Below are 15,868 nucleotides of genomic sequence, written 5' to 3'. Positions count from 1 at the left end.
CTCAAGCATGGCAAAACAATACGATGTAGCGGTCATCGGCGCAGGCGCCGCCGGCATGATGTGCGCGGCCGTAGCCGCCCAGCGCGGCAAGCGCGTGGTGCTGCTCGACCATGCCACGCGGCTGGCGGAAAAGATCCGCATCTCCGGCGGCGGCCGCTGCAACTTCACCAACGTGGGCGCCGGTCCGGCCAACTTCCTGTCGCAGAACCCCAACTTCTGCCGCAGCGCGCTGTCACGCTACACCGCGCAGGACTTTCTTGCCCTGGTCAGGAAGCACCGCATCGCTTACCACGAGAAGCACAAGGGCCAGCTGTTCTGCGACGACTCGTCCGAGCAGATCATCCGCATGCTGCGCGCGGAATGCGAGCAGGGCGAGGTCAGCTGGCGCATGCCCTGCAAGATCGGCAGCATCGAAAAGAGCGACACCGGTTTCCACATCACGGCGGAAGGTGGCGACATCGCATGCGACAGCGTGGTGATTGCCACCGGCGGCCTGTCGATCCCGAAGATCGGCGCCACCGACCTGGGTTATCGCATTGCCAAACAGTTCGATCTGCAGATCGTCGAGCCGCGTCCGGGCCTGGTGCCGCTCACTTTTGACGGCCCCAGCTGGGAAGCCTTCGCCCCGCTGGCCGGCATCGCGCTGGAAGTCGAGGTGAGCACCGGCGGCGGCAAAGGGAAGGGCAAGAAGAGCGGCGGCCACTTCCGCGAAGACCTGCTGTTCACCCACCGCGGCCTGTCGGGCCCGGCCATCCTGCAGATCTCGAGCTACTGGGAGCCGGGCACTCCGATCGTGCTCGACCTGCTGCCCGAGATGGACGTGGCCGAGGAACTGATCTCCTCAAAAACCACGGTCAAGAAGCAGCTCGGCAACGTGCTGTCCCAATGGTTGCCGGCGCGCCTGGCCGAAGGCCTGCTGGTGGCGAACGGTTTCGCACCTGACGCGCGCCTGGCCGACATAGCCGACGCCAAACTACGCAAGCTGGGCGACGCCATCAACCGCTGGGCCATTGTGCCGACCGGGTCGGAAGGCTATAAAAAGGCCGAGGTGACCCTGGGCGGCGTCGACACGCGCGAACTGTCGCAGCAGACCATGATGGCGAACAAGGTTCCGGGGCTGTATTTCATCGGCGAAACGGTGGATGTCACCGGCTGGCTGGGCGGCTATAACTTCCAGTGGGCATGGGCTTCCGGCTATGTGGCGGGCAGCAGTGTATAAGCTGTAGCAATTGCGGCACACGTTGTTAAAAGCTTCCACTGATCCGCAAATGGTGCTACACTTTCGTTCTTCCCAAATCCAACGGTTTCATTTTTACATGACCACTATCCGCCTTAAAGAAAACGAGCCGTTCGAAGTCGCTATGCGTCGCTTCAAGCGCACTATCGAAAAAACCGGTCTGCTGACCGAACTGCGCGCTCGCGAGTTCTACGAGAAGCCAACTGCAGAGCGCAAGCGCAAGCTGGCCGCCGCAGTGAAGCGTCACTACAAGCGCATCCGCAGCCAGCAGCTGCCGAAGAAGCTGTACTAATCCGACTGCATCCACGGCTTGGTCCGGTGACAGCACTGTCCCGGCGAGTCGCTGAGCGTCCGCAAGCCCGCTCCGGTTGTTACCGCGGCGGGTTTTGTCGTTTATATCATTCGAGCATGGAGATGACATGAGCCTGAAAGCCCAGATTACCGAGGACATGAAAACCGCGATGCGCGCCAAGGAAAGCGCCCGCCTGGCGACCATTCGCCTGATCCTGGCGGAAATTAAGCGCAAGGAAGTCGACGAGCAGATCGAACTGAACGACGCCCAGACCCTGGCCATCGTCGAAAAGATGATCAAGCAGCGCAAGGATTCGATCACCCAGTTCGAAGCAGGCGGCCGTGCCGACCTGGCCGATATCGAGAAATCGGAACTGGCGATCCTGTCGGCCTACATGCCGGCTGGGCTGTCGGACGAGGAAGTCGCCGCCGAAGTGGCCGCGGCCGTGGCCGCCACCGGCGCGGCTGGTCCGGCGGACATGGGCAAGGTGATGGGTGTGCTCAAGCCGAAGCTGGCGGGGCGTGCGGACATGACCGTGGTTTCGGGTCTGGTGAAGAAGGCGTTGTCGGGCGGTTGATTCGACGTCCGTTGACCGCGTGGGCAAGAAACTTGCCCACCCTACGGAATCGCCGTTGTAGGGTGGGCGGGTCTCCCGCCCACGCGGTCAAGCAACCGAAGCGTCACTCCGGTGCACGCTTACGACAGCGATCCCATCAAGGCCTTCTGCCTTGTCATAAATCAATTTGCAGTCAGCGCTGCGGTATAGTCTGAGTTGAGACAAACACTGAGTACCTCCTAGTGATTCCGCAATCCTTCATTACCGATTTGCTCAACCGTGTCGACATCGTCGACATCGTCGGCCGTTACGTCCAGCTGAAAAAGGGCGGGGCCAACTACATGGGCCTGTGCCCGTTCCACAACGAAAAATCCCCCAGCTTCACGGTCAGCCCAACGAAACAGTTCTACCACTGCTTCGGCTGCGGCGCCCACGGCACCTCGATCGGCTTCCTGATCGAATACTCGGGCATGGGCTTCGTCGATGCCGTCAAGGACCTGGCCCAGGGCGTGGGCATGGTGGTCCCGGATCAGGACGACAAGATCCCGCCGCAACAGCGCGCCGCCCAGCAGGCGCAGTCGCTGGCGATGACGGAAGCCCTGACCCAGGCCTGCGCCTACTACCGTGCCCAGCTGCGCGAAGCCCCTCACGCCATCGCCTACCTGAAGAACCGCGGCCTGACCGGCGAGGTCGCCGCCCGCTTCGGCATGGGCTACGCCCCCGGCGGCTGGGACAACCTGCGCTCGGTCTTCTCCGACTACGACGCGCTGGCGCTGGTCGAGTCCGGCCTGGTGATCGACAAGGTCGACGAGGACGGCAACAACAAGAAACGCTACGACCGCTTCCGCGAGCGCGTGATGTTCCCGATCCGGAATACCAAGGGCCAGGTGATCGGCTTCGGCGGCCGCGTGCTCGACGGCGGCGAACCGAAATACCTGAACTCGCCCGAAACCCCGCTGTTCCAGAAAGGCCTGGAGCTGTACGGCCTGTTCGAAGCAAGGCAAGCGATCCGCGACGCCGGCTACGTGCTGGTGACGGAAGGCTACATGGACGTCGTCGCCCTGGCCCAGCTCGGCTTCCCGCAGGCCGTGGCGACCCTCGGTACCGCCTGCACCAGCACCCACGTGCAAAAGCTGCTGCGCCAGACCGACACCGTGATCTTCAGCTTCGACGGCGACAAGGCCGGCCGCCGCGCCGCCCGCCGTGCGCTGGAAGCCTGCCTGCCGCAGGTGACCGACGACAAGACCATCAAGTTCCTGTTCCTGCCGCAGGAACACGACCCGGACAGCTTCGTGCGCGAACGCGGCGCCGAAGCCTTCGAACAGGAAATTCACGACGCCATGCCGCTGTCGCAGTTCCTGCTGCGCGAAGTCAGCGCCGAGCACGACCTCGATACGCCGGAAGGCAGGGCACATGCCCAGCACGAGGCCAAGCCGATGCTGCAGGCGATGGCGCCGACCGCGCTGCGGCTGCAGATCGTGCGCGGCCTGGCGAACCTCACCGAATCGACATCGGCCGAGATCGAATCGCTGTTTGAGTTGTCCAAGCCGGTATCGGTGGTGCGCCGCGCGCCGCCGCGCCAGGGCCGTCCGAAACCGGTGGGACTCGAGCTGCAGATGCTGCGCATCCTGGTCTCGCACCCGCACCTGGCGCACCTGCTGAACGACGAGGCGCTGGCCTCCTTCGACTACTTCGGCCAGGAAGCCGCGGACGCGCTGCGCCACCTGGTGCACCTGGCCCAAAGCCTGGGCGAGTACGGCACTTTTGCAGCCTTGTCACAACAGTTAAAGGAAGTGACGGCAGAATACGACAGTTTGATCTCGGAAATTGCCGCTGAGCCAGAGTCGGACGTTGACGCAGACCGTGTCTGGCTGCTCAGTGCGGTGCGCCAAATCAAGATGGACGCGTTAAAACAAGAACTTAACCAGTTGTTTTCCTCGGGCCTGACCCCAGATCAGGTGAGTACTCGCTACCGCGAAATTACCGCTCAGCAGGACCTCCTGGCCCGAGAAGCTGCCGCGGATATGTCGCCCCGATAAGCCTTGGCACCGCGGCCTCGACGGCCAGTGTTCGCGACTGGAAAAAGCAGGGGTGCGTGCTATAATAAAACGCTAACTATTGCAACCTTTGAAACCATTTTTCGTTTCAATCGCGGCGTGGAGTTTCAGTTAGCGAGGCAACAGATTGTTGCCTGCAGGGTGATGTAAGGTAACAAAACTTTATCTTTAACCATCGTAAAGTTAGTCGTTGTGACTTCGAAAGCGCCTGTGCCAACCAAGAAACCCGAAACCAAAGTGGCTGCAAAGACCACGCGAGCGTCCGCCAAGGTGGACAAAGGCCAAGACCAGGCCGAGGTTCGTACGGCGAGCCCGGCACCGGTTAACGCGACGACCGATGCGGCCGCACTGGCCGCCATCGATACGTCCGGTTACGTCCTGCCATCCGTCAAGGTCCCCGGACGCCGTGGCCGCAAGCCCAAGGAATTCACGCCCGAGAACGATGAGATCGCCGCGCTGAACGCGGTCGAGCGCGCCGAACTGAAGGCCGCGGACAAGGCCAAGGCCAAGGACCGCAAGGCCAAGGAAAAAGCGCTGCTGAAAGACGCGTTCTCGTCGGATACCGAAGCGAGCGAAGAAGAGCTCGAGATCCGCCGCAACAAGCTCAAGGCCCTGATCAAGTCGGGCAAGGAGCGCGGCTTCCTCACGTACTCCGAGATCAACGACCACCTGCCGGACAACATCGTCGATCCGGAAGCGATCGAAGGCATCATCGGCACCTTCAACGACATGGGCATCGCCGTTTACGAGCATGCCCCTGACGCGGAAACGCTGCTGCTGTCCGACAATGTCGCCACCGTCACGAGCGACGACGAAGCCGAAGCGGCCGCCGAAGCGGCGCTCTCGACCGTCGACTCCGACTTCGGCCGCACCACCGACCCGGTCCGCATGTACATGCGCGAAATGGGCTCGGTGGAGCTGCTCACCCGCGAGGGCGAGATCGAGATCGCCAAGCGCATCGAAGACGGCCTGAAGGACATGATCCAGGCCATCTCCGCCTGCCCGGTGACGATCGCCGAGATCATCGACACCGCGTCGCGCATCGAGAAGGACGAGATCAAGATCGACGAGATCGTCGACGGCATGGTCGACCCGGACGAGGACGAAAACACCTCGCCGACGGCGGTCGCCCCGACCACGACCGACGACGAAGACGAGGACGAGGACGAAGCGGAAGAAGCCGAGGAAGAGGAAGAAGAAGGCGGCGCTGCATCGGGCGCGGCCGGCTACTCGGTCGAACAGCTGGAGGCGCTGAAGCAGGCTGCCCTCACGAAGTTCAACAACATCGCCGACCAGTTCGACAAGATGCGCAAGGCCTTCGAAAAGGACGGCTACAACTCCAAGGCTTACGTCAAGGCCCAGGATGCCATCTCCGACGAACTGCTGGGCATCCGCTTCACGGCCAAGGTCGTCGAGAAGCTGTGCGACACCCTGCGCGGCCAGGTGGACGAAGTGCGCCATATCGAGAAGCAGATTCTCGACGTGGCCGTGAACCGCTGCGGCATGCCGCGCGCCCACTTCATCAAGGTCTTCCCGGGCAACGAGACGAACCTGGAATGGGTCGACGGCGAAGTCAACGCCGGCCACGCCTATAGCGCCATCCTGGGCCGTAACATCCCGACCATCAAGGAACTGCAGCAGCGCCTGATCGACCTGCAAGCCCGTGTCGTGCTGCCGCTGCCGGACCTGCGCAACATCAACCGCCAGATGGCGGCCGGCGAAATGAAGGCGCGCAAGGCCAAGCGCGAGATGACCGAGGCCAACCTGCGCCTGGTGATCTCGATCGCCAAGAAGTACACCAACCGCGGCCTGCAATTCCTCGACCTGATCCAGGAGGGGAATATCGGCCTGATGAAGGCGGTGGACAAGTTCGAATACCGTCGCGGCTATAAGTTCTCGACGTATGCGACGTGGTGGATCCGCCAGGCCATCACCCGTTCGATCGCGGACCAGGCACGTACGATCCGTATTCCGGTGCACATGATCGAAACGATCAACAAGATGAACCGGATCTCGCGCCAGATCCTGCAGGAGACCGGGGCCGAACCGGATCCGGCCACCCTCGCCATCAAGATGGAGATGCCGGAAGATAAGATTCGCAAGATCATGAAGATCGCGAAGGAACCGATTTCAATGGAGACGCCGATCGGCGACGACGACGATTCGCACCTGGGCGACTTCATCGAGGACAACAACACGCTGGCGCCGTCGGATGCGGCCCTGCACGCCTCGATGCGCGGCGTGGTGAAGGACGTGCTCGACTCGCTGACCCCGCGCGAAGCCAAGGTGCTGCGCATGCGCTTCGGCATCGAGATGTCGACCGACCACACGCTGGAAGAGGTGGGTAAACAGTTCGACGTCACCCGCGAGCGCATCCGCCAGATCGAAGCGAAGGCCCTGCGCAAGCTGCGCCACCCGTCGCGTTCGGACAAGCTGAAGAGCTTCCTCGAGGGCAGCAGCTGATTGTTGTAATCGAGCCTTGACGGACCTGCACTAAAAGCAATATCCTCTCGCCACTCTGCTTCACGATACCGCGCCGCTGAAGCGGGTGGCGAGAACTCTTTCTAGCCACTGTCCCGATTTCTGGGCCTCTAGCTCATGCCTGGTTAGAGCAGCGGACTCATAATCCGTTGGTGCCCGGTTCGACTCCGGGGAGGCCTACCAATAAAACAATGACTTACGCGAATTTTCCGCGTAAGCCATTTTTGTTTCTGGTCCATTTCTGGTCCAGATTCAAGCGTAGGCAGACTTCCCACGCAACCCTGACCAAGTTGAGGACAACGCCTCAGCCTGTTGCAGCACCGTTTGAACGGCCGTTTCCTGGAGGTCAGGCGGGTAACCGTACTTCCGCAGAATGCGCTTTACTAGCACCCGCATCCGGGCACGGGAAGAGTCCCGGTGGGCCCAATCGACCGAAACGTTCTCGCGCAGACTCATCAGCAGCTCATGCGCGATCAGCTTGAGCTTGTCGTCCCCCATCATCTGTACGGCGCTTTCGTTCTCGGCCAGGGCGTCGTAGAAGGCGATCTCTTCGTCCGACAGGCCGGACTCTTCGCCACGCTGACGCGCTGCACGGATGTCCTTGGCCAGTTGGATCAACTCCTGCAGTACCTCGGCGGTGGTGATGGCGTTGGCGTGGTAGCGCGCTACCGCGTCCTCCAATCGTTCCGAGAACTCCTTGGTCTGCACCACGTTGGCCTTGCTGCGCGAGCGAATGCCATCGTTGATCAGCTTGCGCAAGGCTTCTAACGCAAGGTTCTTCCTCTCCATCTGCTGAACTTCGGCAAGGAACTCGTCGGAGAGGATGGAAATATCCGGGCTCTTGATACCCGCAGCGGCCAGGATGTCCACGATCTCCGTTGAGACCACCGCACGGCTGACGATTTGCTGGATCGCCAACTCACGCTCTTGCTGAATCACGCCGGAGCCCGTGCTGTTCTTGGCCAGTACAGCGCGGATGGCCTGGAAGAATCCGACTTCCTCTCGGATTTTGTGGGCCTCGTCGGAAGCAGACGCCAGGGCGAACGCCTTGGTTAGCGCCAGCACGGCATCGTGGTATCGACGGTGGGCGTTTTTCTTGCCTTCCTTGGATTTCTCTTTCGCAGCCAACTGCTGTTGCAGGTCGAGGATCCACTCGACGGCTCCCGCCATCATTGCCAGGCGCTCTTGTGGCGCGCCGCTCAGTGCTGAGCCGTAGTCGTAGCCGTGGTACATGTCCCGCACGACCTCGTACTTCTCGATCATCACCGCGATGGCCTGTGCTTCGTCGACGCCAGTGTTCTCTTGGTCGTTCTTGGAGTACTGCTGCAGCGCCGACTTGAGGCTTTGCGCAATGCCGATGTAGTCCACGATTAACCCGGCCGGCTTATCCCGGAACACACGGTTCACTCGCGCAATCGCCTGCATCAACCCGTGACCCTGCATCGGCTTGTCCACATACATTGTGTGCATGCACGGCGCGTCAAAACCGGTTAGCCACATATCCCGAACGATTACCAGCTTAAGCGGGTCTTTGGGATCGCGGGCGCGTTTGGCGAGCAAATCTCGGCGGGCCTTGTTGCCGATGTGCTGCTGCCATTCCTGGGAGTCACTAGCAGCTCCCGTCATCACAATCTTGACCGCGCCCGCGTTGTCATCCGCACTGTGCCAATCCGGACGCAGCTTGACGATTTCGTCATAAAGCTTTACGCAGATTCGTCGACTCATACACACTACCATCGCCTTGCCGTCGAGGGCTGCCACGCGATCCTCGACGTGGACGACCATGTCCTTGGCCACTAGAGCTAGGCGCTTGTCGCTGCCAACCAAGGCTTCGACCGTTGACCACTTCTTCTTGAAGCGTTCCTGTTCGGCCTCTGAGTCCTCCTCTGTCAATTCGTTGACCTCGGCGTCGATCTTCGGCTTTTCTTCCTCGTTGAGTTCGATACGCGCCAACCGCGACTCGTAGTAGATCGGTACGGTCGCGCCATCCTCGACTGCACGGCTGATGTCGTAAACGTCGATGTAGTTGCCGAACACTGCTGGAGTGTTGACGTCGTCTGCTTCGATGGGCGTACCGGTAAAGCCAATGAATGATGCGTTTGGCAGGGCATCGCGCATGTACTTGGCGAAACCATAGGAGATTTCGCCGGTCTTCGCATCCACTTTGGCCTTAAAACCGTATTGACTACGGTGCGCTTCGTCCGCGATGACGACCACGTTGTGGCGCGTGGTGAGCGGCTCCGCGATCTCGCCGAACTTTTGTAAAGTCGTGAAAATTACGCCACCTGAAGCCCGGCTCAAGATCTTCTGCAAATCTTCGCGGCTCTCGGCCTGAACCGGCGTCTGCCGGATCAGGTCGCGGCACATCGAGAACGTGGAGAAAAGCTGGTCGTCAAGATCGTTCCGGTCGGTCAGCACCACCAATGTCGGGTTGGCCATCGCCGGATGTTTGACCAGCTGCCCGGCGTAGAACGCCATCAGCAGGCTCTTGCCAGAGCCTTGCGTGTGCCAGATCACCCCTGCGCGTTTATCACCCTTACCCTGTGTTCTCACGCTCGACAGACCGTAGTCCGCCGGGTCTTCCTGCGCGCCTTGCCATTGCGCTGCGGCACGCACGGTAGATTCCACTGCCTTGGCCACCGCATGGAACTGATGGTAACCTGCAATGATCTTGGCCAGCCCGGAACCGGTTTCGCCGAAGACCGTGAAGTTACATAGCAGATCGAGCAGACGGCGGCGCTCGAAAACGCCTTCGATCAGTGTCGAGAGTTCTGGCGCACCTTTCGGGGAAACGTCCGTCCCGTCCGTGGTGCGCCACGGCATGAAGCGCTCAAGGTCTGCCGATAGTGATCCCACCCGAGCCGCAATGCCGTCCGACGTGACCAGCAAAGCATTGGTGTTGAACAGCGCCGGAATCTGTTTCTTGTAGGTCTGCAGTTGGTTGAATGCGCCCAGCAGATGTGCCCCGGCGCTGCCCGGTGCTTTCAGCTCGATCACCCCCAGCGGTAAGCCGTTCACGAACACCACCACATCGGGCCGTCGGTTTTTCTGGCCGTTGATTACCACGAACTGGCTTACCGCCAACCAGTCGTTCAGTTCCGGATGTTCGAAGCCGATGAGCGCGACCTTGCCAGCGGTCAGCGTGCCGTCGTCCGCGTAATACTCGACATCTACACCTTCTGTCATCAGCTTGTGAAGACGACGATTCTCTTCTAACAGCGATGGCAGTTCGGACTGCGTCACCTTCCGAATTGCATCCTGACGTGCCTCCAATGGGAGGCCAGGGTTCAAGCGCGCAACGGCGTCCTCTAACCGCTTCTTGAGCACGACTTCATCGTGACTTTCGCGCTCCGGTCGATGTCCATCGGGGCCAATGTCCTCCTCGCGTTCGATGGTGTACTCGAGAGCGCGCAGCTGATCCAGCAAGGCTTGCTCCACTGCGGCCTCAGATAGAAACGCCATTATTGTCTCCTGCCATTTGTCGATTCGTGCATTTCTATTCCACCTCTAATCCAAACAGCCCCCGCAGCTCGTTTATTTCTGTTGCGAAGTTTTTCCGATTTTCTTCATGACGAGCGGCTTCGCCAATAATTTCGTACTCAAGCCGCCGATCTGGGGCTTCACCCCTCGTCTTCCTAAAAATACAAAGACGAGTCGTATGGCCGACGCCGTCCTCGCGAAAGTAAATCATCGGGCGAAGACCAAAAATAAGTCCGTCAGCAATCACAAGCATCTGTCCTTGCTGAAAATACTTCGCTGAGTCCATCATTTGCTGATGGCTAATTTTGATGTTCTGGATTGTTCTGGTGGAGCTATGTCCCCTGAATATTTCACATCGCAGAGTTGTTCCATCAACCTGGCTTAAATATCGAACAATCTGGACGTCTTCTAGGCCGTCAAGATCTGCAAGAACTTCCACCACATCCACATAGCATTCGCTAATCCAACTTCGAGCCTGCGCCTCAGATTGCGCTGCGCTATGAGAGAAGGCATTTCGGGACTGGTTGAGCTCCTTGATTGCAGCAAGTGTCGCCGCCGGTGAGATTTTCCCAACGGTGGGAAAAATTCCTGCAGCACTCAACTGGCTAGTGATCCCTTCAATGTTCTCGAGCCTCTTTGCGGCGCTATCAGTGAACAAGTCCTTAAATTTCAGTGGATCTACGACTGCAATATTTCGATGGCGACATTCCGCCACGGCTAGCGCATGAAGAATATCGATGACCGACTCCCAGGTATCTCGAAGAAGGTGTAAGCGTTGCAGGTCGCTCTCGTATCCGTTCTCGAATCGGTAGAAATAATAGGCAATTGGCGATGGAAATTGATTACATACGGATTCCTTTATTGCTTCTTCGCGCTGTTGTGTGAAGTCTGAAAAAGCAGCTTCATAAGTGTCTGGACTCATGGTGAAAAGAACAAAACTTGGTCTTGGCTGATAACCAAGAATGTCGAGTGATCCGCCCGACTGTTCTGAATACTGCTCATCCAACCATTCGTTGTATGACGGACAAGCCTCATAATTGTTGGGATCAAGCTGAAGCTTCATCTGGTCAAGCCCCGAGGATGCGTTCGGCGTCCAGTACGCGCAGCTCGCCTGAGATTAGCTTGGGCAGCAGGGTGTCGCGGAGTTTGGCGAGCGTTGCAATTGTCTCCGCGTTGTCTTTAATGCTTATAAATATAGGCCCGACAACACGTGAGAAAGCATCCCATACCGCCTCGTGCCTAGGGGCCGCGAGCTTAAACGTAGCCACTGAGTCCGCCTGAACACGCTGTCGACCGGAAGTGCCAGTCATGCTCCGGATGGCCTGCTCTCGAAAGGTCGCATCGCGTGCCAACAAGTATCCGAATTCCGGTGGCACTGGCGGCTTAGGGCGCATCACGATGTACTCAGTGGAACCCCAGCCTACTGTATTATCCGGCAAGCACTGGACGAAAGCCGTCTTGCCATTCTCCAGGCAAGGTGTAATCCGGGCTAACAGGGTGTCGCCGTTGCGAAAACGCATGCCACTACCGAACGGCCGCAATATCGGCGGCTCAGGCCAGCTTCCAGACGTTGGCAATGCGGCCATTTCGAGATACGGAGCTTCCGTCTCTTTCCGCAATGGCTCGGACGGATTGAACTCGATGAGTCGGCTCGCCGATACGCCTTCCCAGCCCTCCGGAATCTCCCCCAACTCAGACTTAACGAGCCGGTTGGGAAAGATGTCGTAGATTTGTGCAGGTAGACCGGGCGGGGATTGACCGTGCTGCCAGCGGCCTTCCAGCTTGGCGCGCACTGGCTCGAAATCTACAAACCACGCCTTGAACAAGGCACGGGCGATCGCCTCCAGCGTTTCGTTCTGCTTCCGGTTGAGTTCGATTTTGTCGTCCAACGTGCCGAGGATATGAGCGATAGCGCGCTGTTCTGTAAGTCGGGGGAGTGATAACTCAATCGTCTTCAGATAGGAAGATGGCCGTGCGATTGATGGAACGCCGGTTTGTGACGCATTGGCGAGTAGTTTGTGCTGCCCTTCGGCACTATGGAAGAAGTAGGAAACAAAAGCTGGGTCAGCCTTAGCCAAGTCGCAGCGCAGGTAAAACTGGCGTTGCGAAATCACATATCGCTCGTATTGAGAGTTGGACGGAATGTAGGCGACCTGACCGATATTGCCTGCGTGCGTGAAGATCACATCACCACGGAACACGTTCGAATTCTTCATTTTTTCGGCATGTTCGCCGGTGACGAAGTTGAAATCGCCATCTTCCAATCGAACGCCGCGCAGGTGTGCGCCGCTGATAACGGGAACACCTTTCTCTACAAACGTTTCAACTTTGATGTTTGAGCCGAACGGCCCCATTGCAATCTTTTCTGCGATGTCTTCAACGCGAACTGTCAGCCATTCATTCGCCATACCCAAGCTCCTTCAGGTTGGCCTCAATCACGACATCGAGTTTGGCGGCAGTTGCCCGCTGCTCACGCCACTGCGCAGATAATTGCAGCATCTTCTCCTCGAAGGGCTCGCCATCGTCTTCTTGCTCGGCCGCGCCTACATAGCGCCCGGGTGTCAGCACATGCCCGTGCTTACGGATATCGTCCATCGATGCCAATTTGCAGAAGCCCGCCACGTCGGCGTACTCGCCCGCGCCTTCTTCACCTCGCCAAGCGTGGTAGGTGTCGGCAATCTTCTGGACGTCCTCGTTGGTTAGTTCGCGCCGGGTGCGATCCACTAGCATGCCGAGCTTGCGGGCGTCGATGAACAATACTTGTCCGCGTCGGTCGCGCAGTCCCTTGCCAGGATTCTTGTTGCGGGCCAGGAACCACAGGCACGCGGGAATCTGCGTGGAGTAAAAAAGCTGCCCAGGCAGCGCCACCATGCAATCTACCGCGTCGGCCTCGATCATCGCTTTACGGATATCGCCCTCGCCGGACTGGTTGGAACTCATCGAGCCGTTGGCCAGTACCACGCCCGCCGTGCCGTTGGGTGCAAGATGGTGGTAGATGTGCTGGAGCCATGCGTAGTTGGCGTTGCCCACGGGTGGCGCGCCGAACTTCCAGCGTACGTCTTCACGCAGGCGGTCGCCGCCCCAGTCAGAGATATTGAATGGGGGATTGGCGAGGATATAGTCGGCCTTGAGGTCGCGCAGTTCGTCCTTATGAAAGCTGCCCTCGTTGTTCCAGCGAATATCAGAGTCAATGCCGCGCACGGCCAAGTTCATCTTGGCCAGCCGCCACGTGGTGTAGTTCGATTCCTGTCCGTAGATTGCGATGTCACCAATGCGGCCGCCGTGCTCCTGAACAAACTTTTCCGACTGCACAAACATTCCACCCGAGCCGCAACACGGGTCGTACACGCGGCCCGAGTACGGTTCCAACATTTCAACCAGCACGCGCACTACGGAGCGCGGCGTGTAGAACTCGCCGCCACGCTTGCCTTCAGCTCCGGCGAACTGGCCTAGGAAATATTCGTACACACGCCCGAGGATGTCTTTAGATCGGTCGCCTTCTTCGTTGAGTGCGATACCGGAAATCAGGTCGATCAGCTCGCCCAGCATCACCTTATTTAGCGCGGGCCGGGCATAGTCCTTGGGTAGTACGCCCTTGAGCGACTCGTTGTCCTTCTCAATGGCGCGCATCGCGTCATCGATCAAGGTGCCAATGGTGGGCAGCTTTGCGTTGGCCTGTAGGTGTGACCAGCGTGCCTCTTTCGGCACCCAAAACACGTTGTCGGCAAGGTACTCGTCTTTGTCCTCGGCAGCCTGGATGTCTTCGGCTAAGAGCGCCTTATGCTTTGCCTCGAAGGCGTCGGAGATGTACTTCAGGAAGATGAGTCCGAGTGCGACGTGCTTGTAGTCGGAGGGTTCCATATTACCGCGCAGTTTGTCGGCTGTTCGGAAGAGCTCTGCCTCGAAACCGAGGTTGCCTCCATTGTTGTTCTTTGTCGTGTCGTTCTGTGCCATCGTGTTCTTAACTCGCTTGTAATACGTTTAGCGCCGGATATCGTACCCGACTGGGGTGCATCACTTCAGATCTTGCTTAAGTTCTATGATGTAATCAACTAATGATCGCTGCTGACTCCATTGCTTGATTCCCAAGAGCATCCTTATCGAATTCCCAACCTTGCTCCTGCGCATACTTTAGGATCAGCACCTCCACCATTGATGCAATGGAGCGGCGCTCCTTCTCGGCCGCCATACGCAGCAGCTGTTTCACCTCCGACGACGTTCTAATCGACAGAGTTTCGTCTTTTGGGCGCTTCATAGTTGATCCTGATACTGATGTGCTGCGAATGTACTGCGTTTTTTGCTTTCCTACCAGTATTTCGATGTAACGCCGGGGTACTAACCGGAATCGAGACACCAGAAGGCCGAATTGATGAAATTTCAGGCACATTATGAATTTGCTGGTACCGCCTACCATGCAAATTGATTAACAATATCTGAACACTCAAGCGAAGGAATCGCCGCATCATGATGAAAATTACAGCAGTACCTAAATAACAACTGACGAGCTCGCGTAACCCGCTGAGTTCGAAGAGCAGCATACCGATTACGGTCAACGCCGGTCCGATGACGATCTGGCAAACGCTTCTCCCGCGCAACCTCGATGTGTCTATCGAATTTAAATATCGTCGCTAACTGGAATCGCATCCCTTCGCGGTAGTTAATGCCGCGTCCTAGCAGAGCCCATGACATTCCGATGTCATAGGCTTTTTCGTATTTGCGCTCGTTTCGGCGGGCTTAACAATTCTTGAATTACCAATGAAAAGCGAGACTGCAACCAATGAAGCGTCAGCATCCGGACCACAGTACATCACGCAGAAAAATGCGACCGCCTCGAAGCTCGGGAAGCACGCTGACGGCACGATCAGCTACAAGGTGGCTTGCGACTTTGAGCGAACAACACTGTTCCTAGCAATCACAAACAACTCAAGCGGCAGCTACTTCAGCCGGGAATACGTCCCTGTCGCTCGCATAGAGAAGCTACTCGCCAACCTCGACCGATCGGACTTCCCGTCGAAGGCGCTCAAGCCCGTCTTCACTGGCAGGAGCAGCAACAACGCCGGCTTTCGAGCCGCCATTCTTCTTGCGGAAGGATTGCTCGCGCGCGCCGCCAACAGCGAAACCAAACACGTGTGCACAGGGGCCTGGACAAAATGGAAAGCCTCCGTGCTGGGTTTGGAGGCAACTCAGGACGAAACGGATGCGCCGTCTGCGCAGTCAGCCGATGCACCAGGCAGTCCAGCGGATAACAAGGCGGTAGCGGCTAAGCCGCAGAAGCCTGTCAACCCTACTAAATAATTTCGAGCTCATATGTATGATCAAAATCCGAACTACACCATTCTTGTCAACTGGGGCCTCGGAAAGCAAAACCCGCGTGGCTTTGGCTGCCCTAAAGCCTGCGACTATTGCAACTGGCGAGGGTGGGGCGGGCTGCCTTACCAAGCGCAGTCCCCCCAACAGGTGTCGGCCTTCATCGCGTCATGCTGGAAAAGCAAGATCAACTCTAAGTTGAGAAAGTTTAATAAAGTGGTGTACGGCCCATCCAGAAATAGCTCAGAACTACGGCTCAAAACAGCTAACTCTTACAGCTTCACGTCGCCTCAGGATACCGGCATTGGAAAGTCATATGCCGGGTTGATTGGATTTGATTTGGCTATGTTGTCTTTGACTAGATTGCCTTTCGTCATTCATGACTTAGTCATATATAAAAATATTGAAGTCCCAGCTACTAAAAGGATCCTTCGCATCTGTCGCAGTTAAATCGAAGC

The 15,868-nt window shown here is 58.2% G+C and carries 12 protein-coding genes and 1 tRNA gene; 8 read left to right on the top strand and 5 right to left on the bottom strand.

What is annotated here, in order from left to right; genetic code table 11:
• Window positions 1–7: 7 nt before the first annotated feature.
• The 6 genes from LK539_RS04510 to LK539_RS04485 all read left to right on the top strand — a co-directional run bounded on the left by LK539_RS04510 (window position 8) and on the right by LK539_RS04485 (window position 6,806).
• Window positions 8–1,219, top strand: coding sequence for an NAD(P)/FAD-dependent oxidoreductase (locus tag LK539_RS04510; RefSeq protein ID WP_227799702.1), 1,212 nt, complete (start codon window positions 8–10; stop codon window positions 1,217–1,219).
• Window positions 1,220–1,316: 97 nt separating this feature from the next.
• Entirely contained in the window at window positions 1,317–1,529 is a 213-nt protein-coding gene (gene rpsU / locus LK539_RS04505) for a 30S ribosomal protein S21 (protein WP_005665410.1), read from the top strand.
• A gap of 127 nt (window positions 1,530–1,656) precedes the next feature.
• A complete protein-coding gene (locus LK539_RS04500) occupies window positions 1,657–2,106 on the top strand; it encodes a GatB/YqeY domain-containing protein (RefSeq protein ID WP_227799701.1) in 450 nt (149 codons plus the stop codon).
• Window positions 2,107–2,327: 221 nt separating this feature from the next.
• Complete coding sequence (dnaG, locus tag LK539_RS04495) at window positions 2,328–4,124, top strand: DNA primase (protein ID WP_227799700.1); 1,797 nt, start codon at window positions 2,328–2,330, stop codon at window positions 4,122–4,124.
• A 288-nt stretch (window positions 4,125–4,412) separates the two neighbouring features.
• Complete coding sequence (gene rpoD / locus LK539_RS04490; RefSeq protein ID WP_373889512.1) at window positions 4,413–6,605, top strand: RNA polymerase sigma factor RpoD; 2,193 nt, start codon at window positions 4,413–4,415, stop codon at window positions 6,603–6,605.
• Between the two features lie 122 nt (window positions 6,606–6,727).
• Window positions 6,728–6,806: transfer RNA gene (locus tag LK539_RS04485), tRNA-Ile, on the top strand.
• Window positions 6,807–6,875: 69 nt separating this feature from the next.
• Here LK539_RS04485 and LK539_RS04480 read toward each other — a convergent pair.
• The 5 genes from LK539_RS04480 to LK539_RS04460 all read right to left on the bottom strand — a co-directional run bounded on the left by LK539_RS04480 (window position 6,876) and on the right by LK539_RS04460 (window position 14,358).
• Entirely contained in the window at window positions 6,876–10,085 is a 3,210-nt protein-coding gene (locus tag LK539_RS04480; RefSeq protein WP_227799698.1) for a type I restriction endonuclease subunit R, read from the bottom strand.
• 34 nt (window positions 10,086–10,119) lie between these two features.
• Complete coding sequence (locus tag LK539_RS04475; RefSeq protein ID WP_227799697.1) at window positions 10,120–11,166, bottom strand: hypothetical protein; 1,047 nt, start codon at window positions 11,164–11,166, stop codon at window positions 10,120–10,122.
• A 4-nt stretch (window positions 11,167–11,170) separates the two neighbouring features.
• The gene (locus LK539_RS04470; protein WP_227799696.1) at window positions 11,171–12,511 is read right to left on the bottom strand and encodes a restriction endonuclease subunit S; all 1,341 of its coding nucleotides are present in this window, start codon (window positions 12,509–12,511) and stop codon (window positions 11,171–11,173) included.
• Window positions 12,501–14,057 (bottom strand): class I SAM-dependent DNA methyltransferase, encoded by a 1,557-nt coding sequence (locus LK539_RS04465; RefSeq protein WP_227799695.1) that lies wholly within the window; start codon window positions 14,055–14,057, stop codon window positions 12,501–12,503. The genes LK539_RS04470 and LK539_RS04465 overlap by 11 nt, the downstream gene beginning before the upstream one ends.
• A 94-nt stretch (window positions 14,058–14,151) precedes the next feature.
• Entirely contained in the window at window positions 14,152–14,358 is a 207-nt protein-coding gene (locus LK539_RS04460; RefSeq protein WP_227799694.1) for a hypothetical protein, read from the bottom strand.
• A 500-nt stretch (window positions 14,359–14,858) separates the two neighbouring features.
• Between LK539_RS04460 and LK539_RS04455 the strand changes: the two genes are divergently transcribed.
• The gene (locus tag LK539_RS04455; RefSeq protein ID WP_227799693.1) at window positions 14,859–15,398 is read left to right on the top strand and encodes a hypothetical protein; all 540 of its coding nucleotides are present in this window, start codon (window positions 14,859–14,861) and stop codon (window positions 15,396–15,398) included.
• 12 nt (window positions 15,399–15,410) lie between these two features.
• Window positions 15,411–15,860 (top strand): DUF2326 domain-containing protein, encoded by a 450-nt coding sequence (locus tag LK539_RS24530; RefSeq protein WP_227799692.1) that lies wholly within the window; start codon window positions 15,411–15,413, stop codon window positions 15,858–15,860.
• Window positions 15,861–15,868 lie beyond the last annotated feature (8 nt).

Source organism: Massilia sp. IC2-476, assembly GCF_020707295.1.
In the GTDB taxonomy this organism is placed as follows: Bacteria; Pseudomonadota; Gammaproteobacteria; order Burkholderiales; family Burkholderiaceae_D; genus Telluria.
This window is presented reverse-complemented; position numbering and strand designations above follow the sequence as displayed.